General features: G+C 57.0%; 24 protein-coding genes and 5 tRNA genes. 10 read left to right on the top strand and 19 right to left on the bottom strand.

What is annotated here, in order from left to right:
* Position 1: 1 nt before the first annotated feature.
* The 9 genes from nrdF to leuA all read left to right on the top strand — a co-directional run bounded on the left by nrdF (position 2) and on the right by leuA (position 11485).
* Entirely contained in the window at positions 2 to 961 is a 960-nt protein-coding gene (nrdF, locus tag LLF79_RS22455; RefSeq protein WP_227880440.1) for a class 1b ribonucleoside-diphosphate reductase subunit beta, read from the top strand.
* Positions 962 to 1291: 330 nt separating this feature from the next.
* Positions 1292 to 2494 (top strand): glycine betaine/L-proline ABC transporter ATP-binding protein ProV, encoded by a 1203-nt coding sequence (gene proV, locus LLF79_RS22450; RefSeq protein ID WP_008502574.1) that lies wholly within the window; start codon positions 1292 to 1294, stop codon positions 2492 to 2494.
* Positions 2487 to 3551, top strand: coding sequence for a glycine betaine/L-proline ABC transporter permease ProW (proW, locus tag LLF79_RS22445; RefSeq protein WP_008502575.1), 1065 nt, complete (start codon positions 2487 to 2489; stop codon positions 3549 to 3551). The genes proV and proW overlap by 8 nt, the downstream gene beginning before the upstream one ends.
* A gap of 9 nt (positions 3552 to 3560) precedes the next feature.
* Positions 3561 to 4556, top strand: a complete 996-nt coding sequence (proX, locus tag LLF79_RS22440; RefSeq protein ID WP_023325946.1) for a glycine betaine/L-proline ABC transporter substrate-binding protein ProX — start codon at positions 3561 to 3563, stop codon at positions 4554 to 4556.
* Positions 4557 to 4740: 184 nt separating this feature from the next.
* On the top strand, positions 4741 to 5925 hold the full coding sequence (locus tag LLF79_RS22435) for an MFS transporter (protein WP_008502577.1): 1185 nt from the start codon (positions 4741 to 4743) through the stop codon (positions 5923 to 5925).
* A 314-nt stretch (positions 5926 to 6239) separates the two neighbouring features.
* A complete protein-coding gene (gene mprA, locus LLF79_RS22430; protein ID WP_008502578.1) occupies positions 6240 to 6770 on the top strand; it encodes a transcriptional repressor MprA in 531 nt (176 codons plus the stop codon).
* Positions 6771 to 6896: 126 nt separating this feature from the next.
* Positions 6897 to 8069, top strand: coding sequence for a multidrug efflux MFS transporter periplasmic adaptor subunit EmrA (gene emrA, locus LLF79_RS22425; protein WP_021241959.1), 1173 nt, complete (start codon positions 6897 to 6899; stop codon positions 8067 to 8069).
* Positions 8070 to 8085: 16 nt separating this feature from the next.
* Positions 8086 to 9633 (top strand): multidrug efflux MFS transporter permease subunit EmrB, encoded by a 1548-nt coding sequence (emrB, locus tag LLF79_RS22420; RefSeq protein ID WP_008502580.1) that lies wholly within the window; start codon positions 8086 to 8088, stop codon positions 9631 to 9633.
* Positions 9634 to 9829: 196 nt separating this feature from the next.
* On the top strand, positions 9830 to 11485 hold the full coding sequence (gene leuA, locus LLF79_RS22415; protein WP_227880437.1) for a 2-isopropylmalate synthase: 1656 nt from the start codon (positions 9830 to 9832) through the stop codon (positions 11483 to 11485).
* Here the strand turns inward: leuA and LLF79_RS22410 are convergent.
* The 19 genes from LLF79_RS22410 to mltB form a co-directional block, all read right to left on the bottom strand.
* Positions 11472 to 12236 (bottom strand): helix-turn-helix domain-containing protein, encoded by a 765-nt coding sequence (locus LLF79_RS22410; protein ID WP_063616798.1) that lies wholly within the window; start codon positions 12234 to 12236, stop codon positions 11472 to 11474. The two genes, leuA and LLF79_RS22410, sit on opposite strands and share 14 nt — an antisense overlap.
* A 64-nt stretch (positions 12237 to 12300) precedes the next feature.
* Complete coding sequence (gene luxS / locus LLF79_RS22405) at positions 12301 to 12816, bottom strand: S-ribosylhomocysteine lyase (RefSeq protein WP_008499539.1); 516 nt, start codon at positions 12814 to 12816, stop codon at positions 12301 to 12303.
* A 153-nt stretch (positions 12817 to 12969) separates the two neighbouring features.
* Positions 12970 to 14514: a glutamate--cysteine ligase gene (gene gshA, locus LLF79_RS22400; protein ID WP_227880435.1), complete on the bottom strand. Its 1545-nt coding sequence runs from the start codon at positions 14512 to 14514 to the stop codon at positions 12970 to 12972.
* Positions 14515 to 14597: 83 nt separating this feature from the next.
* Positions 14598 to 15026: a YqaA family protein gene (locus LLF79_RS22395; RefSeq protein ID WP_021241956.1), complete on the bottom strand. Its 429-nt coding sequence runs from the start codon at positions 15024 to 15026 to the stop codon at positions 14598 to 14600.
* Positions 15023 to 15589 carry a fructose-1-phosphate/6-phosphogluconate phosphatase gene (yqaB, locus tag LLF79_RS22390; RefSeq protein WP_008499542.1) on the bottom strand — a complete coding sequence of 189 codons (567 nt, stop codon included), beginning with the start codon at positions 15587 to 15589 and terminating at the stop codon, positions 15023 to 15025. The genes LLF79_RS22395 and yqaB overlap by 4 nt, the downstream gene beginning before the upstream one ends.
* Before the next feature lie 117 nt (positions 15590 to 15706).
* A tRNA-Arg gene (locus LLF79_RS22385) sits at positions 15707 to 15783 on the bottom strand.
* Between the two features lie 27 nt (positions 15784 to 15810).
* Positions 15811 to 15887 (bottom strand) — tRNA-Arg (locus tag LLF79_RS22380).
* Between the two features lie 29 nt (positions 15888 to 15916).
* Positions 15917 to 15993: transfer RNA gene (locus LLF79_RS22375), tRNA-Arg, on the bottom strand.
* Positions 15994 to 16057: 64 nt separating this feature from the next.
* A tRNA-Arg gene (locus tag LLF79_RS22370) sits at positions 16058 to 16134 on the bottom strand.
* Positions 16135 to 16138: 4 nt separating this feature from the next.
* Positions 16139 to 16231: transfer RNA gene (locus LLF79_RS22365), tRNA-Ser, on the bottom strand.
* A 342-nt stretch (positions 16232 to 16573) separates the two neighbouring features.
* On the bottom strand, positions 16574 to 16759 hold the full coding sequence (gene csrA / locus LLF79_RS22360; RefSeq protein ID WP_000906486.1) for a carbon storage regulator CsrA: 186 nt from the start codon (positions 16757 to 16759) through the stop codon (positions 16574 to 16576).
* A gap of 241 nt (positions 16760 to 17000) precedes the next feature.
* Positions 17001 to 19628 (bottom strand): alanine--tRNA ligase, encoded by a 2628-nt coding sequence (alaS, locus tag LLF79_RS22355; RefSeq protein WP_227880432.1) that lies wholly within the window; start codon positions 19626 to 19628, stop codon positions 17001 to 17003.
* Between the two features lie 131 nt (positions 19629 to 19759).
* Positions 19760 to 20260, bottom strand: a complete 501-nt coding sequence (gene recX, locus LLF79_RS22350; RefSeq protein ID WP_023325951.1) for a recombination regulator RecX — start codon at positions 20258 to 20260, stop codon at positions 19760 to 19762.
* Positions 20261 to 20328: 68 nt separating this feature from the next.
* Positions 20329 to 21387 (bottom strand): recombinase RecA, encoded by a 1059-nt coding sequence (gene recA / locus LLF79_RS22345; RefSeq protein WP_008499546.1) that lies wholly within the window; start codon positions 21385 to 21387, stop codon positions 20329 to 20331.
* 89 nt (positions 21388 to 21476) lie between these two features.
* On the bottom strand, positions 21477 to 21974 hold the full coding sequence (gene pncC, locus LLF79_RS22340) for a nicotinamide-nucleotide amidase (protein WP_008499547.1): 498 nt from the start codon (positions 21972 to 21974) through the stop codon (positions 21477 to 21479).
* 130 nt (positions 21975 to 22104) lie between these two features.
* The gene (locus LLF79_RS22335) at positions 22105 to 22989 is read right to left on the bottom strand and encodes a metal ABC transporter substrate-binding protein (protein ID WP_063616795.1); all 885 of its coding nucleotides are present in this window, start codon (positions 22987 to 22989) and stop codon (positions 22105 to 22107) included.
* A 14-nt stretch (positions 22990 to 23003) separates the two neighbouring features.
* Positions 23004 to 23864 (bottom strand): metal ABC transporter permease, encoded by an 861-nt coding sequence (locus LLF79_RS22330; RefSeq protein ID WP_021241951.1) that lies wholly within the window; start codon positions 23862 to 23864, stop codon positions 23004 to 23006.
* Positions 23861 to 24514 carry a metal ABC transporter ATP-binding protein gene (locus tag LLF79_RS22325; protein ID WP_023294409.1) on the bottom strand — a complete coding sequence of 218 codons (654 nt, stop codon included), beginning with the start codon at positions 24512 to 24514 and terminating at the stop codon, positions 23861 to 23863. Before LLF79_RS22325 ends, LLF79_RS22330 begins: the two co-directional genes overlap by 4 nt.
* Positions 24515 to 24814: 300 nt before the next feature.
* Positions 24815 to 25915: a lytic murein transglycosylase B gene (gene mltB / locus LLF79_RS22320; RefSeq protein ID WP_032635345.1), complete on the bottom strand. Its 1101-nt coding sequence runs from the start codon at positions 25913 to 25915 to the stop codon at positions 24815 to 24817.
* Positions 25916 to 26166: 251 nt separating this feature from the next.
* Here mltB and srlA point away from each other — a divergent pair.
* Positions 26167 to 26709: PTS glucitol/sorbitol transporter subunit IIC (gene srlA / locus LLF79_RS22315; RefSeq protein WP_227880431.1), on the top strand; the 543-nt coding region annotated here is incomplete at its 3' end.

Raw genomic sequence — 26709 nt, 5'->3', positions numbered from 1 at the left:
GATGAAACTGTCACGCGTGAGCGCCGTTAACTGGAACAAGATCCAGGACGAGAAAGATCTGGAAGTGTGGAACCGCCTGACCAGCAACTTCTGGCTGCCGGAAAAGGTCCCGCTCTCCAACGATATTTCGGCCTGGCAAACCCTGAGCCACACCGAGCAGCAGCTAACGATCCGCGTCTTTACCGGCCTGACGCTGCTGGACACCATTCAGAATACCGTTGGCGCACCGGCTCTGATGGGTGACGCGCTGACGCCGCACGAAGAGGCGGTGATGTCGAACATCAGCTTTATGGAGGCGGTGCACGCCCGCTCCTACAGCTCGATTTTCTCCACGCTGTGCCAGACCAAAGACGTGGACGCGGCCTACGCCTGGAGCGAAGCGAGCGAGTCGCTACAAAGAAAGGCGGAGCTGGTACTGACGTATTATCGGGCCGACGAGCCGCTGAAGAAAAAGATCGCCAGCGTGTTTCTGGAATCATTCCTCTTCTATTCTGGCTTCTGGCTGCCCATGTACTGGTCAAGCCGCGGCAAGCTCACCAACACCGCCGATTTGATTCGCCTCATCATCCGGGATGAAGCGGTGCACGGGTATTACATCGGCTATAAATATCAGAAAGGGCTGGAAAAGGTCAGCGACGCGGAGCGCGAGGAGCTTAAAGGGTTTGCGCTCGATTTGCTGATGGATCTGTACGACAACGAGCTGAGCTATACCGAGGAACTCTATGCCGGCACCGGCTGGGAGGAGGACGTGAAAGCTTTCCTCTGCTACAACGCCAACAAGGCGCTGATGAATCTCGGCTACGACGCGCTGTTCCCGCCGGAAATGGCGGAGGTTAACCCGGCGATTCTCTCCGCGCTGTCGCCCAACGCCGACGAAAACCACGATTTCTTCTCCGGGTCGGGTTCGTCGTACGTGATGGGCAAAGCGGTGGAAACCGAGGATGAGGACTGGGATTTTTAATGAACGTTAACGTTCGTTAATTTAATATAAACCCAACAATTTCCTCTCCAATATTTACAAAGCAACTACACTGTCATTTCCGTGCCCTATTCGCCTGAATCACCCGATTCAGGCGAAATTCCCCGATGCCGCAGCAAAAAATTGAGAAAAATTCAAATCCCGCTCAGCCCTTTACTCATGGGAAATTCAGCCGTTTCGCCTCCCTGAAAATTTACGTCATAAGCAAACCCAGGGTTGTCTCAGATTCTCAGTATGTTAGGGTTATGCCCGTTAACAATTTACCATGGTAATCATATCGACATAAACAAATAACAGGACACTCTCTATTGCATGGCAATTAAATTAGAAGTAAAAAATCTTTATAAAGTATTTGGCGAGCATCCTCAGCGCGCATTCAAATATATTGAGAAAGGCCTTTCGAAAGAGCAAATTCTGGAAAAAACCGGGCTATCGCTTGGCGTTAAAGACGCCAGTCTGGCCATTGAAGAAGGCGAGATTTTTGTCATCATGGGATTATCCGGTTCGGGTAAATCCACTATGGTTCGCCTTCTCAATCGCCTGATTGAACCCACCCGCGGACAGGTGCTGATTGACGGCGTGGATATCGCCAGAATATCAGACGCCGAGCTTCGCGAGGTGCGCAGAAAGAAGATTGCGATGGTATTCCAGTCATTCGCGCTGATGCCACATATGACGGTGCTGGATAATACCGCTTTCGGCATGGAATTAGCCGGCACACCCGCGCAGGAACGTCAGGAAAAAGCCCTTGACGCCCTGCGTCAGGTTGGGCTGGAAAATTATGCGCATGCGTACCCGGATGAACTTTCCGGCGGCATGCGTCAGCGCGTGGGATTAGCCCGCGCATTAGCCATTAATCCAGACATTTTATTAATGGACGAAGCCTTCTCTGCCCTCGATCCGTTAATTCGCACCGAGATGCAGGATGAGCTGGTAAAATTACAGGCGAAACATCAGCGGACCATTGTCTTTATTTCCCACGATTTGGATGAAGCCATGCGTATTGGCGACCGTATTGCCATTATGCAAAATGGTGAAGTGGTGCAGGTCGGCACGCCGGATGAAATTCTCAATAATCCGGCAAATGATTATGTGCGCACCTTCTTCCGCGGCGTGGATATTAGCCAGGTCTTTAGCGCCAAAGATATTGCCCGTCGAACGCCAAACGGCATTATCCGTAAAACGCCTGGCTTCGGCCCGCGCTCCGCGCTGAAGCTGCTGCAGGACGAAGACCGTGAATATGGTTATCTGGTTGAACGCGGCAATAAATTTGTCGGCGTTGTCTCCATCGATTCTCTGAAAACCGCGCTCAGCGAAAACCAGGGCATCGATGCGGCGTTAATTGACGCTCCGCTTGCCGTGGACGCCGAAACGCCGCTCAGCGAGTTGCTCTCTCACGTGGGGCAGGCGCCTTGCGCCGTACCGGTCGTGGGTGAGGAACAACAGTACGTCGGCATCATCTCCAAACGGATGCTGCTGCAGGCTTTAGATCGCGAGGGGGCAAATAATGGCTGATCAAACTAACCCGTGGGGCACCACTGAAGCGGCGGACAACGCTGCGCAATCCGCCGACGCGTGGGGTTCCACGCCAGCACCCGCCGACGGTGGCGGTGCGGCGGACTGGCTGAACAGCGCACCCGCGCCTGCGCCAGAGCACTTCAATATTATGGATCCGTTTCACAAGACGCTGATCCCGCTGGACAGCTGGGTCACGGAGGGGATCGACTGGGTGGTCACGCACTTCCGCCCGGTTTTCCAGGGGATCCGCATCCCGGTGGATTACATCCTGAACGGCTTCCAGCAGCTGATGCTGGGCATGCCGGCACCGGTGGCGATTATCCTGTTCTCCCTGATCGCCTGGCAGTTTGGCAGCGCCGGGATGGGTGTCGCCACGCTGATTTCGCTGATTGCCATCGGCGCGATTGGGGCCTGGTCGCAGGCGATGATCACCCTGGCGCTGGTGCTGACCGCCCTGCTCTTCTGCATCGTCATCGGCCTGCCGATGGGGATCTGGCTGGCGCGCAGCCCGCGGGCCGCGAAGATTATCCGCCCGCTGCTGGATGCAATGCAGACCACCCCGGCATTCGTCTATCTGGTGCCGATTGTGATGCTGTTCGGCATCGGCAACGTGCCGGGCGTGGTGGTCACCATTATCTTTGCCCTGCCGCCGATTATTCGTCTGACCATTCTCGGGATCAATCAGGTGCCTGCGGACCTGATCGAAGCGTCACGCTCGTTCGGCGCCAGCCCGCGCCAGATGCTGTTTAAGGTTCAGCTCCCGCTGGCGATGCCGACCATCATGGCGGGCGTGAACCAGACGCTGATGCTGGCCCTGTCGATGGTGGTGATTGCCTCGATGATCGCCGTTGGCGGTCTCGGTCAGATGGTGCTGCGCGGCATTGGCCGTCTCGACATGGGGCTGGCTACCGTCGGCGGCGTCGGGATTGTGATCCTCGCCATTATTCTTGACCGCCTGACCCAGGCCGTCGGTCGCGATTCACGCAGTCGCGGCAACCGTCGCTGGTATTCCACCGGCCCTGTTGGGTTACTCACCCGCCCCTTTAGAAAATAAGGAACAACGATGCGACATAACGTACTTTTTGCCACAGCGTTTGCCACCCTTGTCTCCACCAGCACGTTCGCGGCTGACCTGCCGGGCAAAGGCATTACCGTGCAGCCGGTGCAGAGCACTATTTCGGAAGAGAGCTTCCAGACCCTGCTGGTCAGCCGCGCGCTGGAAAAACTGGGCTATACGGTTAACACGCCGAGCGAAGTGGATTACAACGTGGGCTACACCTCGATTGCCTCCGGTGACGCCACCTTTACCGCCGTAAACTGGCAGCCGCTGCATGACGATATGTATGCCGCCGCCGGTGGCGATAAGAAATTCTACCGTGAAGGCACCTTTGTCACCGGCGCGGCGCAGGGGTACCTGATCGACAAGAAAACCGCCGACCAGTACCACATCACCAACATCGAACAGCTGAAGGATCCGAAGATCGCCAGACTGTTTGACACCAACGGTGACGGCAAGGCCGACATGATGGGCTGCTCGCCGGGCTGGGGCTGCGAAGCGGTGATTAACCACCAGAACAAGGCGTTCGATCTGGCAAAAACGGTCGACGTGAGCCACGGCAACTATTCAGCGATGATGGCCGACACCATTGCCCGCTTCAAAGAGGGTAAACCGGTGATCTACTACACCTGGACGCCGTACTGGGTGAGCGACGTGCTGAAGCCGGGTAAAGACGTGGTGTGGCTGCAGGTGCCGTTCTCCTCCCTGCCGGGCGAGCAGAAAGATATCGACACCAAACTGCCGAACGGCATGAACTACGGCTTCCCGGTGAACACCATGCATATCGTGGCGAACAAAGCCTGGGCGGAGAAAAACCCGGCCGCGGCGAAGCTGTTCTCGGTGATGAAGCTGCCGCTGGCGGACATCAACGCCCAGAACGCGATGATGCACGCGGGCAAATCGTCTGAGGCGGATGTTAAAGGCCACGTCGACGGCTGGATCAAGGCTCACCAGCAGCAGTTTGACGGCTGGGTGAAAGAGGCGCTGGCGGCGCAGAAGTAAAACCTTTTCCCTCACCCTAACCCTCTCCCCGGACCGTACACTGGGAGAGGACCGGGGTGAGGGGATCAGACCGCACCCAACCTAAACCGCACAATCCAGCACGTAACAATCCCCCCACATTCACAATCATTGGCTATTATGGTTTCCGGAAAAATAATCACTTCACTAACGATTCCTGAAACTAATGACAAAAACCACTCAAGGGCTTAGCCCCGCACTCATCCTTTTAATGTCCGTGGCAACGGGTCTGGCCGTCGCCAGCAACTATTACGCGCAGCCTCTTCTCGACACCATCGCCCGCGCGTTCAATCTCTCCGCCAGCTCCGCAGGCTTTATCGTTACCGCCGCCCAGCTCGGCTATGCCGCCGGGCTGCTGTTCCTGGTGCCGCTTGGCGATATGTTTGAACGCCGGATGCTGATCGTCTCCATGACGCTTCTGGCCGCCGGCGGGATGCTGATCACCGCCAGCAGCCAGTCGCTGACGATGATGATTATCGGTACCGCGCTGACGGGGCTGTTCTCCGTGGTGGCGCAAATCCTGGTGCCGCTCGCCGCGACCCTCGCCTCACCGGAAAAACGTGGCAAGGTGGTGGGCACCATCATGAGCGGCCTGCTGCTGGGGATTTTGCTGGCGCGTACCGTCGCCGGGCTGCTGGCAAGCCTCGGCGGCTGGCGCACCGTATACTGGGTGGCGAGCGTATTGATGGTCGTCATGGCGCTGGCGCTGTGGCGCGGGCTGCCAAAAGTGAAGCAGGAAAATCACCTGAATTACCCGCAGCTGCTGGCCTCCGTTTTCAGCCTGTTCACCCAGGATAAACTTCTGCGCACCCGCGCCCTGCTGGGCTGCTTCACCTTCGCCAACTTCAGCATTCTCTGGACGTCGATGGCGTTTCTGCTTGCCGCGCCGCCGTTTAATTATTCCGAAGGGGTGATTGGCCTGTTCGGCCTGGCCGGTGCCGCAGGCGCACTGGGCGCGCGTCCCGCAGGCGGGCTGGCCGACAAGGGCAAATCCCACCTGACCACCTCCGCGGGGCTGGTGTTACTTCTGCTCTCCTGGGCAGCAATCTGGTATGGGCACGTCTCGGTGCTGGCGCTGATCGTCGGTATCCTGGTACTCGATCTCACCGTGCAGGGCGTTCACATTACCAATCAGACCGTCATCTATCGCGTGAAGCCGGAGGCGCGTAACCGCCTGACGGCCGGGTACATGACCAGCTACTTTATTGGCGGCGCGGCGGGCTCGCTCATTTCCGCCTCGGCGTGGCAGCATGCTGGCTGGTCAGGGGTATGTGCAATTGGCGCCATCGTCGCCACGATTAACCTGCTTGTATGGTGGCGCGGCTACCATCGCCAGGAGGCAATTCACTAAGTTTTACATTGCTTTGGGCCTCTTAGGGTGTAAAGGGGCCCCTCACTCTGTTAATGTAAACGTAATCATTTATCCCAGAAATTTTAATGTGGGTGACATATTTACAATCGGCATGAATAGTTCAGACCCCCGTCCTCACATCCTCTCTTCAGCGGGTTCATCCCCTACGCTTTCTGTGCTCACCGGGTCACGGACTTACCCGGCGCTTTCTGATGGTGACATTAATTTGGCGGATATAACCGCACAAATAATTCATTTACATTATTTGTCACTATCGTTACTATATCGGCTGTAATTAATGAGGTTATGCCCAAATGGATAGTTCGTTTACGCCCATTGAACAAATGCTTAAATTCCGCGCCAGTCGCCATGAGGACTTCCCGTATCAGGAAATTCTGCTGACTCGCCTGTGCATGCACATGCAGGGTAAGCTACTGGAAAACCGCAATAAAATGCTGAAAGCTCAAGGGATTAACGAGACATTGTTTATGGCGTTGATCACGCTGGAGTCTCAGGAAAACCACAGCATTCAGCCTTCTGAGCTGAGCTGCGCGCTGGGCTCCTCCCGCACCAACGCCACCCGAATTGCCGATGAGCTGGAAAAGCGCGGCTGGATTGAGCGCCGTGAAAGCGATAACGATCGCCGCTGCCTGCATCTGCAACTGACCGATAAAGGTCACGAATTCCTGCGCGAGGTGCTGCCACCTCAGCACAATTGCCTGCACAAACTCTGGTCCGCTCTCAGCACCGCCGAGCGCGACCAGCTTGAGCACATCACTCGCAAGCTGCTCACCCGTCTTGACCAGATGGATGAAGAAGGCGCCGTTCTTGAGGCGCTGCGCTAACGCGACGACACGCTCAACAATCCAGATTTATAAGAAAACCGACAGGCCAGCACGTCACACTGCTGGCCTTTCTGACAACAGGTCGGCTCAGCCGATGTGAAAATAAGAAGATCGTGGAGAACAACAATGAGCGCAAATGCGGAGAGCACTACCCCGCAGCAACCGGCCAACAAGAAAGGCAAACGTAAGAGCGCCCTTCTTCTGTTGACCTTGCTCTTTATCATTATTGCCGTGGCATATGGGATCTATTGGTTTTTAGTACTGCGTCATGCTGAAGAGACTGACGACGCGTACGTGGCAGGGAACCAGGTACAAATTATGGCGCAGGTGTCGGGCAGCGTGACGAAAGTCTGGGCTGACAATACCGACTTTGTGCAAAAAGGCGATGTGCTGGTGACGCTCGATCCAACCGACGCCCAGCAGGCGTTTGAAAAAGCACAGACCGCGCTGGCCTCCAGCGTCCGTCAGACCCGCCAGCTGATGATCAACAGCAAACAGCTGCAGGCCAACATCGACGTGCAGAAGACCGCACTCGCGCAGGCGCAGAGCGATCTGAACCGTCGCGTGCCGCTCGGCACCGCCAATCTGATTGGCCGTGAAGAGCTGCAGCACGCCCGCGACGCCGTCGCCAGCGCTCAGGCACAGCTGGACGTGGCCATTCAGCAGTACAACGCCAACCAGGCGATGGTGCTGGGCACCAGCCTGGAAAACCAGCCTGCCGTTCAGCAGGCGGCGACTGAAGTGCGCAACGCGTGGCTTGCCCTGCAGCGTACTAAAATCGTCAGCCCAATGACCGGCTATGTCTCCCGTCGTTCCGTCCAGCCAGGGGCGCAGATCAGCCCAACCACGCCGCTGATGGCGGTTGTGCCGGCGGACAACCTGTGGGTCGACGCCAACTTTAAAGAGACGCAGCTTGCGCATATGCGTATCGGCCAGACCGCAACGGTTGTCAGCGACATCTACGGCGATGACGTGAAGTACACCGGCAAAGTGGTGGGTCTGGATATGGGGACCGGCAGCGCCTTCTCCCTGCTGCCTGCGCAGAACGCCACCGGTAACTGGATCAAAGTCGTACAGCGTCTGCCCGTGCGTATCGAACTGGATGCCAAACAGCTGGCGGATCACCCGCTGCGTATCGGCCTCTCCACGCTGGTGACGGTTGACACCGCCAACCGCGACGGTCAGATCCTGGCAAGCCAGGTGCGTAGCAGCCCGGTTTATGAAAGTAACGCCCGTGAAATTAGCCTCGATCCGGTCAACAAGCTGATCGATGACATCGTGAAGGCAAACGCCGGTTAATCCGAAGGTGAGCGTTATGCAACAGCAAAAGCCGCAAAAACCGCTGGAAGGCGCGCAGCTGGTCATTATGACCATCGCGCTGTCGCTGGCGACATTCATGCAGGTGCTGGACTCCACCATCGCAAACGTGGCGATCCCGACCATCGCCGGTAACCTTGGCTCGTCGCTGAGCCAGGGGACCTGGGTCATTACCTCGTTTGGGGTGGCAAACGCCATCTCCATTCCGATCACCGGCTGGCTGGCAAAGCGCGTCGGTGAGGTGAAGCTGTTCCTCTGGTCCACGGTGGCGTTTGTTCTGGCCTCGTGGGCGTGCGGCATGTCCAGCAGCCTGACGATGCTGATTTTCTTCCGCGTCATTCAGGGGATTGTCGCGGGGCCGCTGATCCCGCTCTCCCAGAGTTTGCTGCTGAGCAACTACCCTCCCGCAAAACGTTCCGTCGCGCTGGCGCTCTGGTCGATGACCGTTATCGTCGCGCCTATCTGCGGACCGATTCTGGGCGGGTACATCAGCGATAACTACCACTGGGGTTGGATCTTCTTCATCAACGTACCGATTGGCGCCGTCGTGGTATTGATGACGCTGCAGTCGCTGCGGGGACGAGAGACGCGCACCGAACAGCGCCGTATCGACAGCATCGGGCTAGCGCTGCTGATCCTGGGTATCGGCAGTCTGCAGATCATGCTCGACCGCGGTAAAGAGCTCGACTGGTTCAACTCGCAGGAGATCATCATCCTGACCATTGTCGCGGTGGTGTCGATCAGCTTCCTGATCGTCTGGGAGCTGACGGACGACAACCCGATCGTCGATCTCTCGCTCTTTAAGTCGCGAAACTTCACCATCGGCTGCCTGTGTATCAGCCTCGCCTATATGCTCTACTTCGGCGCGATTGTTCTGCTGCCGCAGCTGTTGCAGGAGGTGTATGGCTATACCGCCACCTGGGCGGGTCTGGCGTCGGCACCTGTCGGGGTGATCCCGGTCCTGCTGTCGCCGATTATTGGCCGCTTCGCCCATAAGCTCGACATGCGTCGGCTGGTGACGTTCAGCTTCATCATGTACGCGGTGTGCTTCTACTGGCGTGCGTATACCTTTGAGCCGGGAATGGACTTTGGCGCCTCGGCGTGGCCGCAGTTCATTCAGGGCTTTGCGGTGGCGTGCTTCTTTATGCCGCTGACCACCATCACGCTCTCTGGCCTGCCGCCCGAGCGTCTGGCGGCCGCGTCGAGCCTGTCGAACTTCACCCGTACGCTGGCGGGCTCTATCGGGACGTCGATCACCACTACCCTGTGGACAAACCGCGAATCAATGCACCACGCGCAGCTGACCGAAGCGGTGAACCCGTTCAACCCTAACGCACAGCAGATGTACAGTCAGCTGCAGGGAATGGGGATGACGGAGCAGCAGGCGTCCGGCTGGATCGCCCAGCAGATCACCAACCAGGGGCTGATTATCTCGGCCAACGAGATTTTCTGGATATCGGCAGGGATCTTTATCGTCCTGCTGGGGCTGGTGTGGTTTGCCAGACCGCCGTTTGGTGCCGGTGGCGGCGGTGGCGGCGCGCACTAGTCTTATGCGCGGGTTGCCGGGTGGCGGCTACGCCTTACCCGGCCTACGATAAGTGACACATCCGTAGGCCCGGTAAGCGCAGCGCCACCGGGCAACCATTGCCACCGTGTCCAGAACGCGACAGCCATTGTCAGTGCCGATAAAGCAGCGCGCCTGAAATCGATTCACGATAGTGAAAAGACAACAGGAGCGCATCATGCTGAACACACCCGCCGACAAGTACCAACCCTTTCCCACCCTTTCCCTGCCCGACCGTCGCTGGCCGGAACAACGCATCACCCGCGCGCCGCGCTGGCTCTCGACCGACCTGCGCGACGGCAACCAGGCTCTGGCCGAACCGATGGACAGCACGCGCAAGCTGCAGTTCTGGGACCTGCTGTTAAGCTGCGGGTTTAAAGAGATTGAAGTTGCCTTTCCTTCCGCCTCGCAGACTGATTTCAATTTCGTTCGCCAGCTGATTGAAGAGAACCGCATCCCGGATGACGTGACGATTCAGGTGCTCACTCAGGCACGGGAAGATCTCATCCATCGCACTTTTGAATCCCTGCGCGGCGCGAAGCAGGCGACCGTGCATCTGTATAACGCCACCGCTCCGCTGTTCCGCCGCCTGGTATTCGGCATGGAGAAAGCACAAATCGTTGAGCTGGCGACGCGTGCCACGCGGCTTATTCGTCAGCTGTGTGAAGAAAATCCGGACACCCGCTGGCAGTACGAATACTCTCCGGAAACCTTCTGCTTTACCGAGCCGGAATTTGCGCTGGAGATTTGTGAAGCCGTGGCGGAGATCTGGCAGCCTTGCGACGAACGCCCGATGGTGATCAACTTACCCGCCACCGTCGAAGTGAGCACGCCGAACGTCTATGCCGACCAGATCGAGTACTTCTGTCGCCACTTCAGCCGCCGCCGCGATGTCTGCATCAGCGTGCATCCGCATAACGACCGCGGTACCGGCGTCGCCTGCGCGGAGCTGGCCGTAATGGCGGGGGCTGACCGCGTGGAGGGCTGTCTGTTCGGTAACGGCGAGCGCACGGGCAACGTCTGCCTGGTGACGCTGGCGATGAACCTCTACAGCCAGGGTATCAGCCCGACTCTGGACTTTAGCGATATGAACCGGGTGGTGGAAGTGGTGGAAACCTGCAATCAGCTGCCGGTGCACCCGCGCCATCCGTGGGCAGGACGGCTGGCCTATACCGCCTTCTCCGGCTCGCACCAGGACGCAATCAAAAAAGGCTTTGATGCCCGCAGGCCTGGCGATCGCTGGGAGATGCCTTACCTGCCCGTCGATCCCCAGGATATCGGCTGCACCTACGAAGCGGTGATCCGCGTGAACAGCCAGTCAGGGAAAAGCGGCAGCGCGTGGCTGATCGAACAGAATCATGGTCTGAAACTGCCCCGCGCCCTGCAGCAGGATTTCAGCCAGCACGTGCAGCAGGAAACCGACCGTCACGGAAAAGAGATGACGCAGAACGCGCTGTGGCAGCTGTTTCGCACCCGCTACGGTCTGGTGGCCACGCCGCATTATGCGCTGCAATCCTACCGCAGCGACAGCCAGCAGGACGGCCAGCTGCGTTTGACGGCCAGCGTCGCCACACAGGGAGGAACGCGCCAGCTGGAAGGTCACGGCAACGGTCTGCTCTCCGCCGCCGCTCACGGCCTGAGCCGATGGGTCAACGCCCCGTTCTTGATTAAGGATTATCACGAGCATACGTTAGGCGAACGTAGCGACAGCCGCTCGGTGGCCTACATCCGCTGCCTGTTCCAGGACGGCAGCAGCCGCTGGGGCGTGGGCATTGATAGCGACGTGGCGCGCGCGTCGCTTCAGGCGCTCTTTAACGCCGTCAGTCGTTCTTAAAGTAATCGCTGGGGGAGACGCCCATCACCCGACGGAACATTGCCGTAAAGGCGCTGTGGCTGCCGTACCCCAGATCCAGCGCCACGCGCAATAACGGCTGGCCCTGCGCCAGCCGCACTAAGGCTTCCAGCAGACGCGCCCTTCTCAACCACTCGCCGTAGCTTAAACCCGTCTGCTGTTGAAAATGACGGTTCAGCGTGCGCTCGCTCATGTTCATCATGCTCGCAGCCTGCGCGCTGCTCCAGCTTTCCCCCGGGTTTTGCCGGATTTGCAGGCACAGGCGACGTAACGCCTCGCTTTCCGGCTCCGGCAGGTGAAACGGCAGCACCGGCATAGTGCGGATTTCATCGAGAATCAGTTCATAGACGCGCTCATCCCGGCTTCCGGGTGAGTACGATTCAGGCAACGCAAGGGAGACGAGGATCAGCTCGCGCAGCAGCGGCGCGATCTGGACGATCTGGCAGGTGGCGGGAAGATCGGCCCGCGCCAGCGGATCGATAAACAGCGTTCGCGCCGCCACGTTGCCGGTAATGCGCAGGGAATGCTGCGTGCCCGCAGGCAGCCAGACGCCGCGACCGGGAGGCACAACCCAACAGCCCGATGCGGTATCCACCCGTACCACGCCGCTCAGAGTATGCAGCAGCTGCGCGCAGTCGTGCTTGTGCCAGGGTTCGCTGTCACCATGAACGTAATCATGGGCAAACGGAACGAGGGGTCGGTGGGTAAAAGAGAAGGTTAAGGTTGTGGTCAAAGGAGGCACCAGCACAATGTAGGCCCGGTCAGCGAAGCGCCACCGGGCATCCACAGGCACAATATTAGATGTGCAGTTCCTGCAGTTTTTCTTTCGGCAGGGCCAGCTCTTCGTTGCTGTTCACGCGAACGTCGCGTTCGATGATGTGGCGCGCGATCTCCTGCGCTTCTTCCAGAGAGTGCATCTGGTAGGTGCCGCACTGGTAAACGTTCAGCTCAGGGATCTGGTTCTGCTCTTTCACCTTCAGCACGTCTTCCATGGCCGCTTTCCAGGCATCTGCAACACGTTTCTCTTCAGGCTGACCAATCAGGCTCATGTAGAAACCGGTACGGCAGCCCATCGGAGAGATATCGATGATCTCAACGCCGTTGCCGTTCAGGTGGTCACGCATGAAGCCAGCGAACAGGTGTTCCAGCGTATGAATGCCTTTCTCCGGCATCACTTCTTTGTTTGGCACGCAGAAACGCAGATCGAAGACGGTGATCGTGTCGCCGTGCGGGGTGTGCATGGTCTTCGCCACGCGGACTGCAGGTGCTTCCATACGGGTATGGTCGACAGTAAAGCTATCTAATAACGGCATACGTCACCTCCGATAGTGATTTTTTTTAAAATAAACTGAACTCTTCTACAGAATGCGCGTCTGAGTATATGAAAGACGCGCATTTGTTATCATCATCCCTGAATTCAGAGATGTATATTTTGGCCACAGCGATGTGGCCTTTTTCTTTTCTGCTTAAGCCTGCTTCGCCAGAAACGCCTCAAACGACTCGGTATCCGCCGCTTCAACCTCTTTCTGACGCACTACGGACGCTTCGCGTTCCGCGACAAAATCTGATTCGCTCAGGATTTCTAACGGCTCCTGGATCAGCATTTCACGGTACTCCGCCGAGAGTGAGCGCCCCGTACCACCAATGCCCTGATCAATCATAGAACGCAGAATGCGCGCTGAGAACGTCAGTTCCGGGTTATCAAAGCACGCCACTAGCTGGTCGCAAATCTGTTGATACGCGTCGCCGCCGTCAATGCTATCCATCGTCCGGGCAACACGCTTCAGGTCACGGAACAGATCTTTGCCGACTTTCGTCAGCGGGAACTGTGCCGTTTCGCAGCCGATACCCAGCGTCAGGCCCGGTTTACGCCCTTCCAGAATCACGCGGTTCCAGTTTGTACGGGTGCAGAGCAATTCGTCTGAACTCATTTCCGGCGCATTCGCCAGCACGCACCAGACCATAAACAGATCCAGGAAGCGAATCTGCTGTTCATCAACGCCAATCGGTGAGAACGGGTTGATATCCAGCGAGCGCACTTCAATGTATTCGATCCCGCCGCGCTGCAGCGCATCCGACGGGGTTTCGCCGCTGCGCGTCACGCGCTTAGGACGAATTGGCGCATACAGCTCGTTTTCAATCTGCAGGACATTGCTGTTGATCTGCAGGCGCTTACCGTCTTTTTCGAGGCCGATTTTTTCGTACTCTTCCGACGGGGTTTTGATCGCCCGCTTCAATCCTGCCACATATTCGTGCAATTCGTTAAACGTAATACCGAGATTGCTTTGCGATTTATTGGTATAGCCGAGATCGCTCAGACGCAGAGAGGTGGCGTACGGAAGATAGTACATTCCGCAGTCGGTCTTCTCGAACGGCAGCGTCGTCGGTTTCCCCTGCAGGAACGAAGAACAGATCGCCGGGGAGGCACCAAACAGATACGGGATCACCCAGCCGAAACGGTAGTAGTTGCGGATCAGGCGGAAGTAGCCTTCAGAGATCGCGTCTTTATCCGTTTCACCGCATTTCGCCTGCCAGAACGCCATTGGCAGCGAGAAGTTGTAGTGCACGCCAGAGATGGTCTGCATCAACGCGCCGTAGCGATTCTTCAGCCCCTCACGGTAGAGCGTTTTCAGCCGACCAATGTTTGACGTGCCGTACTGCGCCAGCTCAATCTCCTGGCCCTGCTCGATATAGCACGGCATGCTGAGGGGCCACATACGCTCATCGCCGAGATTGCGCGCGGTGTAGCGATGGATATCGCGCATAATCGTCAGCATATGATCAATATCACCCTCTACTGGGGTGATGAACTCCAGCAGCGCTTCAGCAAAATCGGTTGTGATCCATTTATGTGTCAGCGCCGAGCCTAACGCCTTCGGGTGACCCGTCGTCGCTAAACTGCCGTCCGCGTTAACGCGCAGCGTTTCACGCTCAAGACCACGCTGAATACCCTTCAATGCCTGAGGGTGGTTTTCCAGCCAGGCCAGCGCCTGAGATACGTCCGGGATCAAATTGACCTCCCGCCTGTCAAAGTAATGTTACTCAGCATAATTGTAATGGTTGACGATTGAAGGTCGCGTATTCATTCCACCAATTAGTGCCACCACGTCATACCCTGTAGTGTTGCCCACGCCACGAGAACATAGCGCAACGCCTTGCCAAGGCACAAAAAAAAGAGCACCGGTCCCCAGGAGATGCGCATCCATCCCGCCAGCAGACACAGTAAATCGCCTATTACAGGCATCCAGCTTAATAACAGCGTGGCAGCGCCATAGCGTTTTAGCCAGCCGACTGCCTTTTCCTGCCAGCGCGATTTTTCACGCAGCGGAAAGAAACGCCCAAGAATAACGTTAGTCAGCCCTCCAAGGCTATTACCCATTGTTGCTATTACTACAAGCAGCCAGGGCTGACTCACGCCGGACAACAGCATCGCCACCAGCACCACTTCCGAATTGCCCGGTAACAGCGTTGCGCTGAGAAAACTGCTGGCGAATAATGAGGCAAGTGACAGCGCGTCACTCACAGTAAGCGTACATCCACCGCATCCATTCCGGCATCACGCGCGGCCTGGATCCCAAAATCGGCATCTTCAAACACGACGCACTTTGCCGCCGGGACGCCCATTAATTCTGCGCAAAGCAGGAAGGTGTCCGGTGCGGGCTTGTGACGTTTAACATGATCGGCGGCGACCACGGCAGAAAAATAGTGGCGCAGGCCAAGATGATTGAGCAAGGCTTCTGCAATCGCGCTTTCGCTGCCCGTCCCCACCGACATCGGGCGACGCCCGTGCCACTCTTTTACCACATCAATCAGTGGTAACGGACGTACCGTATCTAAAAGCATGGCTTTTACCGCATCGGTTTTTTCGCGCGCGAGCAGGTGCGGGTCGAGATCGGCCTGATTCAGTTCAATCACGGCCTGCGCAATACGCCAGGTGGGGGAGCCGTTGAGGGCGATCATCGCCTGAAGGTCGAAACGCATGCCGTAGCGGCCCAGGACGTCGGTCCAGGCTTGACGATGCGTGGGTTCGGTGTCCAGGAGGGTACCATCCATATCGAAGATCAAACCGTCATACTGTGCGTACATCGTGCTCTCGCTAACCGATTAACAAAGCATTACTTTATCGTAAATGGTGGTTTTTGTCGCTGACAGAGAGAGTGATTGCTGACGGAACGTCGAAGGAATAAACAAAGAAGGAGAAGATGGTGCATCCGGGAGGATTCGAACCTCCGACCGCTCGGTTCGTAGCCGAGTACTCTATCCAGCTGAGCTACGGATGCATCGGGAAATGCTTTTAGAAACAGTAATGGTGCATCCGGGAGGATTCGAACCTCCGACCGCTCGGTTCGTAGCCGAGTACTCTATCCAGCTGAGCTACGGATGCATCAGGGTACTGCTTTCAGAAATAGTAAATGGTGCATCCGGGAGGATTCGAACCTCCGACCGCTCGGTTCGTAGCCGAGTACTCTATCCAGCTGAGCTACGGATGCATCGGGATTTACTACTGTACTGCTCGATATTCATATCACTTCTAAAGCAATATGAAGTAATAGATGGTGCATCCGGGAGGATTCGAACCTCCGACCGCTCGGTTCGTAGCCGAGTACTCTATCCAGCTGAGCTACGGATGCAAAATGGCGGTGAGGCGGGGATTCGAACCCCGGATGCAGCTTTTGACCGCATACTCCCTTAGCAGGGGAGCGCCTTCAGCCTCTCGGCCACCTCACCACACAACGCCTCTTTCGAGTGCTTCGAGTAACTCGTTAAGAGCTTCTCGTCGCTGCGTGGCGCATATATTACTTTCTGGGACTTATAAGTCAAACAATTTTCCAAAAGCTTTTATCGTTTGCACAAATCACACGCAATTCGCATGTAAAAGCCGCAAAGAGGGTGTTTTATAAGCGGATTTTGCAGGCATCTTCGCAGAAAACTGATGCGGAAAGAACAGTGTTGGGACGAGATAAGGGTAGCGGAGTGGTCAAAAAGAGAGCGATTGAAATTAAACGGTAACTTTGCGCAGGAAAAATAGCGGGAGGGTTGCGTCTCGCCCGACAGCGAGACGCGACAATATCAGTAACTGGACTGCTGGGATTTTTCAGCCTGGATACGCTGGTAGATCTCTTCACGGTGGACAGATACTTCTTTAGGAGCGTTAACACCAATACGTACCTGGTTACCCTTTACCCCTAAAACTGTCACGGTGACCTCATCCCCAATCATGAGGGTCTCACCAACTCGACGAGTCAGAATCAGCATTCTTTGCTCCTTGAAAGATTAAAAGAGTCGGGTCTCTTGTATCCCGGCATTATCCATCATATAACGCCAAAAAGTAAGCGATGACAAACACGTAAAGTGTAAGCAGTCACGGCATCACATTCTGTTAAACGTAAGTTTAGCCGATATACACAAACTCAACCTGACTTTATCGTTATCGATAGCACAGTGAACAAGACGCCATAACGTTACCGCTATGGCGTCTGCTTGTGCTTTGTAGTTATTACAGTTTCGCGCTTACCCAGCTTTCAACGCTGGCTAATGCCGCAGGAAGTGCCGCCGCATCCGTACCACCGGCTTGCGCCATGTCCGGACGACCGCCACCCTTGCCGCCCACCTGCTGAGCGACCATACCAATCAGTTCCCCTGCTTTTACGCGGTCAGTCACATCCTTAGAGACGCCCGCAATCAGAGAAACCTTACCTTCTGCTACTGTCGCCAGCACGATAACGGTAGAACCGAGCTGGTTCTTGAGATCGTCGACCATAGTACGCAGCATCTTAGGCTCAACGCCCGCCAGATCGCTGACAAGCAGTTTGACGCCCTTAATGTCTACAGCCTTGCTGGAGAGGTTTGCACTCTCCTGCGCCGCAGCCTGCTCTTTCAGCTGCTGCAGCTCTTTTTCCAGCTGACGCGTGCGTTCCAGCGCAACGCGCACTTTCTCGCCCAGGTTCTGGCTATCGCCTTTCAGCAGTTGCGCGATGTCGTGCAGCTGATCGCTCTGCGCATGCAGGCTGGCTACCGCACCTTCACCGGTCACCGCTTCAATACGACGCACGCCTGCCGCCGTACCCGACTCGGAAACGATGCGGAACAGGCCGATGTCACCGGTGCGCGAGGCGTGTGTACCGCCGCACAGTTCGGTAGAGAAGTCGCCCATGCTCAACACGCGAACACGTTCGTCGTATTTCTCGCCAAACAGCGCCATCGCACCTTTTTTCTTCGCGTCCTCGAGATCCATGATGTGGGTCTCGATTGGCAGGTTACGACGGATCTGCGCGTTCACCAGATCTTCCACCGCGCGGATTTCAGACGGCTTCATCGCTTCAAAATGCGAGAAGTCGAAGCGCAGCACTTTATCGTTAACCAGAGAACCTTTCTGTGCAACGTGGGTACCGAGTACGTCGCGCAGGGCAGCGTGCATCAGGTGGGTTGCAGAGTGGTTCAGACGAATGCGCGCGCGGCGAGCTTCATCAACGTTAGCCCGGACGCCCTCGCCCACTTTCAGAGAACCGGAAACCAGTTTGCCCTGGTGGCCAATTGCCTGACCGTATTTCTGGGTGTCGGTCACGCTGAAGCTGAAACCATTGCCCTTCAGTTCGCCTTTATCGCCAACCTGGCCGCCGGATTCGGCGTAGAACGGCGTTTTGTCCAGAATGACTACGGCTTCCTGACCTGCGCTGATGCTGTCCACGGCTTTGCCGTCAACAAACAGGGCGGTCACTTTGCCGGTCAGTTCCAGCGCCTCATAGCCTTTGAATTCAGACGCACTATCAACGCGGATCATCGCGTTGTAGTCTGCACCGAAACCGCTGGACTCGCGCGCACGACGGCGCTGCTCTTCCATCGCGGCTTCGAAGCCCGCTTCGTCAACTTTAATGTTACGCTCGCGGCAAACGTCCGCCGTCAGGTCAACCGGGAAGCCGTAGGTGTCGTACAGGCGGAAAGCGGTTTCGCCGTCCAGGGTATCGCCCTTAAGCTTCGCCAGCTCTTCGTCCAGCAGCGCCAGACCGCGCTCCAGCGTACGGGCAAACTGCTCTTCTTCGGTTTTCAAAACCTGCTCAACCTGCGCCTGCTGGCGTTTCAGCTCGTCACCCGCTGACCCCATCACGCCAATCAGTGGCCCAACGAGTTTATAGAAGAAGGTGTCCTTCGCGCCCAGCATGTTGCCGTGACGAATAGCACGACGAATGATACGACGCAGCACGTAGCCACGGTTTTCATTCGACGGGATAACGCCGTCGGCAATCAGGAACGCGCAGGAACGAATGTGGTCTGCGATAACGCGCAGCGATTTGTTGTTCAGATCGGTCGCGCCGGTGACTTCGGCAACGGCTTTGATCAGGGTGCTGAACAAGTCAATCTCATAGTTGGAGTTAACGTGCTGCAGTACCGCGGCAATACGCTCCAGACCCATACCGGTATCAACGGAAGGCTTCGGCAGCGGCTCCATGGTACCGTCGGCCTGACGGTTGAACTGCATGAAGACGATATTCCAGATCTCAATGTAGCGATCGCCGTCTTCTTCCGGGCTGCCTGGAGGGCCACCCCAGATGTGGTCGCCGTGATCGTAGAAGATCTCGGTGCACGGACCGCAAGGACCGGTGTCACCCATCTGCCAGAAGTTGTCAGACGCGTATGGCGCGCCTTTGTTATCACCGATGCGAATGATACGCTCGCGCGGGATACCGACCTCTTTTTCCCAGATTTCGTAGGCTTCGTCATCGGTTTCATAGACGGTAACCCACAGACGCTCTTTCGGCAGGTTGAACCAGTTTTCACCGGTCAGCAGTTCCCACGCGTATTGAATGGCATCGTGTTTGAAGTAGTCGCCGAAGCTGAAGTTACCCAGCATTTCGAAGAAGGTGTGGTGACGCGCGGTGTAACCGACGTTTTCCAGGTCGTTGTGTTTACCGCCCGCACGCACGCAACGCTGTGAGGTTGTGGCGCGGGAATAATTACGCTTGTCGAGACCAAGGAACACATCCTTGAACTGGTTCATCCCGGCGTTGGTAAACAGCAGAGTCGGATCGTTGTTCGGTACCAGGGAGCTGCTGGCAACAACCTGGTGTCCCTTACTATGGAAAAAATCGAGAAACGCCTGACGGATCTCAGCGGTGCTCTTGCTCATAATTATCCTGAAATCAAGCTAACGAAATGTCGTAGCCAGCCTGTATCGGTAAACCGTTGGACAGACCAGCTACTGGAAAAAGTGGGAATAAGATAAGTTTTCTTTAGTGGGAAGTAAAATCCCGCATGCGTTCAATCGGCAAAATTACGCCAGATATCCTGAATATCTTCCATCAGGAAGCCGCGGTAGAGCAAAAAGCGCTGGATTTTGACTTTTTCTGAAAATTCACGCGGCAGCGGTTCGCCGTACTTACGAATTGCCTGCTCTTTTGCCAGCTCGCACCAGTCAATCTCGCACTCGCGCATCGCTTTTTCGATGGACTCCCGGGCCACCCCTTTCTGGTTCAGCTCCTGCCGGATGCGCGCAGGGCCGTACCCCTTGCGGCCGCGGCTGGCGAGAAAGCGGGAAGCAAAGCGATCGTCGTCCAGGTAATGATGCTCATAGCACCAGGCCACCACGCGGTCGTAGTCTTCCGCCGCGGCATCAATCTCTTCCGGCCCGTTTTTACTCATCACCGGAGCCGACAGCTTCCGCCGCAGCTCCTGCTCACTGTGGTCACGCACGGCCAGGATGCGCACCGCACGATCCAGCAAGCGCGCGTAGGCGGGTCGGCGTGATGTCGGTTCACTCATAAAAAACCTGTAGAATCAGAAATGCAAAAAGGGCCGCATCAGCAGCCCTTCATCTTTACACGAGAGACTTAAAAGTCTTCGTTGGTTTCTTCAGCATCCGCAGCATCGACTACGAAATCAGGTTTGGAGTCCTGGTTGTTCAGCAGAAGCTCGCGCACCTTCTTCTCAATCTCTTTCGCCGCAGCCGGGTTCTCTTTCAGCCAGGAGATAGCATTCGCTTTACCCTGACCAATCTTGTCACCGTTGTAGCTGTACCAGGCGCCCGCTTTTTCAATCAGCTTCTCTTTCACGCCCAGGTCAACCAGTTCACCGTAGAAGTTGATCCCTTCACCGTAGAGGATCTGGAACTCAGCCTGTTTGAACGGTGCAGCGATTTTGTTCTTCACAACCTTCACGCGGGTTTCGCTACCGACGACGTTTTCACCCTCTTTCACCGCACCGATACGGCGGATATCCAGACGGACAGACGCGTAGAATTTCAGGGCGTTACCACCGGTTGTGGTTTCCGGGTTACCGAACATCACACCAATTTTCATACGGATCTGGTTGATGAAGATCAGCAGCGTGTTGGACTGCTTCAGGTTACCGGCCAGCTTACGCATCGCCTGGCTCATCATACGTGCCGCGAGGCCCATGTGAGAGTCGCCGATTTCACCTTCGATTTCCGCTTTTGGCGTCAGTGCGGCAACGGAGTCAACAACGATAACGTCAACCGCACCGGAGCGCGCCAGCGCGTCACAAATTTCCAGCGCCTGCTCACCGGTGTCCGGCTGAGAACAGAGCAGGTTGTCGATGTCCACGCCCAGCTTACGCGCATAAACAGGATCCAGCGCGTGCTCGGCATCGATGAACGCACAGGTTTTACCTTCGCGCTGTGCCGCAGCAATCACCTGCAGCGTCAGGGTAGTTTTACCGGAGGATTCTGGCCCGTAGATCTCTACGATACGGCCCATTGGCAGGCCGCCCGCGCCCAGCGCGATATCCAGAGAAAGCGAACCGGTGGAGATCGTTTCCACATCCATGGTACGGTCTTCACCCAGGCGCATGATGGAGCCTTTACCGAATTGCTTTTCGATCTGGCCCAGTGCTGCCGCCAACGCTTTCTGTTTGTTTTCGTCGATAGCCATTATTACTCCTGTCATGCCGGGAGAAGCGACTGTGCTTCACCGTGGATTTCTGTTCTGTTGGTGCAATTATACTGTATGGTCATACAGTATCAAGTGTTTTGTAGAAATTGTTGCCAGAGCGTTTTTAACGCATATTCCGTTGCCTGACGGCGCACGCTTTCGCGATCGCCGCTGAAGCACTCCCGGCGGGTGATCCCTTCCCCTTTAGACGTGGCAAACCCAAACCAGACGGTGCCAACAGGCTTCACGTCGCTGCCGCCGTCCGGCCCCGCAATGCCGCTAATGGAAATCGCGTAATCTGCCCGCGCCGCCTTGAGCGCGCCAATGGCCATTTCAATGACCACCGGTTCGCTGACCGCGCCATGCTGTTCCAGCGTAGCTTCACGCACGCCAATCATTTGTGCCTTAGCTTCGTTACTGTAGGTCACAAAACCGCGTTCAAACCAGGCGGAACTGCCGGCAATATCGGTAATCACTTTCGCCACCCAGCCGCCGGTGCAGGATTCCGCGGTGGTCATTGTCGCCCCACGCTGCTTAAGCGCCAGGCCAACGATCTCGCTAAGCTGCATCAATTCATGGTCAGTCATTCTCGCTCCAGGCATCAGAAAAACGTGCTGCACAAGATAGCACTTTCTCGTCAGATGTGGGGATGCGCTTCAGGTTTTACGAGGGGGCTTCAGAAAAAAGCCGGTGCAAACGCACCGGCCGTGGAAGAGGTTATTTCATGCTGTCGGCGAGGGTATTCACGTTGTGGCGGAACGCCTTGACGTAGGTGTCTGCCACGCCGCCTTTTGCCGACAAGGCCTCCGGATAAAGTTCTCCCCCTGGCTGCGCGCCCGTCGCCGAGGCAATCTGCTTCACCAGACGCGGATCGAGCTGGTTTTCCATAAACCAGGTTTTTACGCCGTCGGCTTTAATCTGATTGATGATCTCAGCAACCTGCGCCGCGCTGGCCTCGCTCTCTGAAGAGAGTCCTTGAGGTGCCATGAAGGTTACGCCATAAGCGCGGCTGAAATAGCCGAAGGCGTCATGGCTGGTCAGCACCTTGCGCTTCGCCTGCGGGATCTGGCTAAAGCGCGTTTTGGCCCAGCTATCCAGCTGGTTGAGCTGCGTGATATAGGGTTTACCGGAGGCTTCCAGCGCGGCTTTGTCCTGCGGATCGGCTTTCACCAGCCCGTTCAGAATATTTTGTGCATATAACGCCCCGTACGCCGCGCTGTTCCACGCGTGCGGATCGGTCACGGTCTTTCCATCTTCCTCAAGCGTGTGCGTTTTCACGCCTGTTGAGGCGACGACCAGTTGCCCTTTGAACCCGGAGGCTTTCACCAGGCGGTCAAGCCAGCCCTCCAGCCCCAGACCGTTCACCACCACCACATCGGCCTTGCTCAGCGCCGCGCTGTCCTTCGGCGACGGTTCGAAGGTATGCGGATCGCCGTCCGGCCCCACCAGCGTCGTCACCTTCACATGATCGCCGCCCACCTCCTGGGTGATGTCCCCCAGTATCGAGAAGCTGGTGACCACATTCAGCGTTTTCGCCATCACGCCCTGCGACATCATCCCCAGCGCGAGCGCCACTGCCACTACTAGTCCTGTACGTTTCATCGTTTCCCCTTGCGTTAAAAATACGCCCGCAGACTGCCAGCGAGCCTGCTTCGCGTACCCAATAAAATGGAAATAAAGAACAGCGCGCTGGCGGTGAGCACAATGGATGGCCCGGCCGGGAGACTCATCGCCCAGGAGAGGCTCAACCCCAGCCATGCGCAGACAATACCGCTGATGCCCGCCATCAGGAGTAACGCCGGTAGCGTGCGTACCCAGCAGCGTGCCGCCACGGCCGGCAGCATCATCAGACCGACGGCCATCAGCGTGCCGAGCACCTGAAAACCGGCCACCAGGTTAAGAACCAGCAGCGCCAGAAACAGTCCGTGCAGCAGGCCGGGCAGCCAGCGGGCGTTCACCTGTAGCCAGGCGGTGTCAAACGCTTCGGTAACCAGGCCGCGATAAAACATCGCCAGCACGATGAGAGTGAACATGCACACGCCTGTGACAAACAGCGCGGCGTCGTTGTCCACGGCGAGGATGGAGCCAAACAGCAGATGCAGCAGATCGACATTCGACCCACGAAGCGATACCAGCGTGACCCCCAGCGCCAGTGAGCCAAGATAAAATCCGGCAAAGCTGGCATCTTCCTTAAGCGGCGTGCGTCGGCTGACCAGACCGGCCAGCAGCGCCACGGTAATGCCCGCGACAAAACCGCCGATACTCATTGCCAGCAGCGACAGGCCGCTGAGCAGGTATCCCACGGCGACGCCCGGCAAAATAGCGTGAGAAAGGGCATCGCCCATCAGGCTCATCCGGCGCAGCTGGAGGAATACGCCGAGCGCGGTGGTGCTGATAGAAAGCGCCAGGCAAACCACCAGCGCGCGGCGCATAAAGCCGTACTCGATGAACGGCTGGAAGAATGTGTGCCAGATCATGCCACCCTCACCCGCTCGGTTTTCCACTGAGGCACATCAGCATCCAGCCGCAACGTCTGCGGGAAGTGGCGCGACACGCGCTCGCTGTCGTGCAGTACCGCGAGCAGCGTTTGCCCCTGCATATACATCTCCAGCATCACATCCATCAGCACGTTACAGGTGGCTTCATCGATGCCGGTAAAGGGCTCGTCCAGCATCACCAGCGGCGCCTGCTGTACCAGGACGCGGGCAAACAGCATGCGCTGGAACTGGCCGCCGGAGAGCTCATCAATGGTGGATGATGCCATGGATTCCAGCCCGACCCGCTCAAGCGCGCTGGCAATGCGCAACCGCGTTTCGCGACGAAACCCGGAAAGCAGCGAAATGCCCGGCCAGCAGCCCATGCTGACGACATCGCGAACGGTCAGCGGAAACTGCGCCTCCAGCGCGTGACGCTGTGCCAGCCAGCCAATCACCGGACGCTTCCCCTGCCAGCGAAAACCGCCGCTTACGGGTGGGATAAAACCGGCGAGCGTTTTCAGCAGCGTGGATTTGCCGCAGCCGTTGGCCCCAACAATGGCGGTCATGCTGCCGCGTTCAATGACGCCCGAAAGCGCGCGCGTGACGGGCTGGTGGTCGTAACCCGCAACCAGTTCATTCATCACGATCATGGCAATGCCACCGCCCAGCGCACGGCCAGGCCGAGAAAGACGATAAGCACCAGCGCCAGCAAAAGCCGAACCGGCGCAGAAAGAGAGAAAAGGGACGTTGACATCTCGGCACCAATTTAAATGTTATAACGTAACAATAATGAAAGGTGATTAGGATGTAAATGGCAGGGTTGAAAAGGGAGTGTGGCGAAATGTTTCTGCAAAACGCCCTCTCCCGTGGGAGAGGGCAACAGGCCGCACCGTGCGCGCAGCCATGCCGGGTGGCGGCGTTGCCTTACCCGGCCTACCCGTCGGGGTAACTTACTGACTAAACGGTGACGCCGCCGGCACGCGGGCCTGCGATACCGCCAGCCCCAGCTGCCACACGGCCATCGCATAGTGGGTGCTGTGGTTATAGCGGGTGATGGTGTAGAAGTTCGGCAGCCCGTACCAGTACTGATAGCCCGTTCCGACATCGAGACGCAGCAGACTCGCCTGCTGTGCATTGCCCAGCGGCTGCGTTGGCGTTAGGCCTGCCGCGGACAGCTGCGAAATGCTGTAGTTGGTTTTGAAGCCGTTTTCCAGCCCCGGCGCCTGACCGTTCGCCTGCACCGCCACCTGGCCACCCGGCACCCAGCCGTGCGCTTTGAAGTAGTTCGCCACGCTGCCGATGGCATCCACCGGATCCCACAGGTTGATATGGCCATCTCCGTTAAAGTCGACGGCATACTGCTTATAGGAGGACGGCATAAACTGGCCGTAGCCCATCGCGCCGGCAAACGACCCTTTCAGATCGAGCGGATCGTCCTGTTCGTTACGCGCCATCAGCAGGAAGGTTTCCAGCTCGGAAGAGAAATACTCCGCGCGGCGCGGGTAGTTAAAGGAGAGCGTCGCCAGCGCATCCAGAATGCGGGTTTTGCCCATCACGCGGCCCCAGCGGGTTTCCACGCCGATAATTCCGACGATAATTTCAGGCGGCACGCCGTACACCTGCCACGCACGGTTAAGCGCATCTTCATACTGATTCCAGAACGCCACGCCGTTTTGCACGTTGTCCGGGGTAATGAACTGTTTGCGATAGCGCAGCCACGCCCCGTTTGGCCCGCTCGGCACCTGGGCCGTCGGCGCCTGTCTGTCCATCAGGCGCAGCACGTAGTCCAGACGCTTGGCCTGAGACAAAATTTCGTGCAGCTGCTGTCTGTCAAAGCCGTGCTTAGTCACCATTTTATCGATGAACTGCTCGGCCGCCGGGTTATTCGCGAAGTCGCCGCCCATCTGCATCATATTGTGCTGCGGCTCCAGCAGGAATCCTCCGGAAGGCGCGCCCGCCGTTTGCTGAACGGCTTCGGTCTTAGGTTTGCTACTACAGGCAGACAGCAGAATAAGCGCAGGCAACAGCGCTGCATAACGACGCTTGAACATGAGACATCCATTTAACGGGTTCGATAAGAACCCAGTATGGTAAAGCATCCGCAACACCTCAAGGAAGCGGTACGCACCTCCCCAACGCAAATCCGTGCTTTTTTCCCCCGAAAATCATTCACCACGTCAATTATCTTTCAAAATAATCCATTTTTCTTTCATTGTGAGATCCAACTAACACTTTAAAACCTTTCAAAGTGATTATTATTAGCCACAGATAGACAAAAACAAACGCCCTACAGGAGAGAAGAATGATAGAAACCATCACCCACGGCGCCGAGTGGTTCATCGGGCTGTTTCAGAAAGGCGGAGAAGTGTTCACCGGCATGGTGACCGGGATCCTGCCCCTGCTGATCAGCCTGCTGGTGATCATGAACGCGCTGATTAACTTTATCGGCCAGCAGCGCATCGAGCGCTTCGCCCAGCGCTGCGCCGGAAACCCGCTGTCCCGCTACCTGATACTGCCCTTTATCGGCACCTTCGTGTTCTGCAACCCGATGACCTTAAGCCTCGGCCGCTTTATGCCGGAAAAGTACAAGCCGAGCTATTACGCCGCCGCCTCCTACAGCTGCCATTCGATGAACGGCCTGTTCCCACACATCAACCCCGGCGAACTGTTCGTTTATCTCGGGATCGCCAGCGGCCTGACCACGCTTGGCCTGCCGCTCGGCCCGCTGGCGGTGAGCTACCTGCTGGTCGGTCTGGTCACCAACTTCTTCCGCGGCTGGGTGACCGACCTCACCACCGCTATTTTCGAGAAAAAAATGGGCATCCAGCTTGAACAGAAAGTCCAT

Source organism: Enterobacter cloacae complex sp. 2021EL-01169, assembly GCF_020733125.1.
Classification (GTDB): domain Bacteria; phylum Pseudomonadota; class Gammaproteobacteria; order Enterobacterales; family Enterobacteriaceae; genus Enterobacter; species Enterobacter roggenkampii.
The sequence above is the reverse complement of the archived record's forward strand: the minus strand, read 5'-3'. Positions and strand labels throughout refer to the sequence as shown.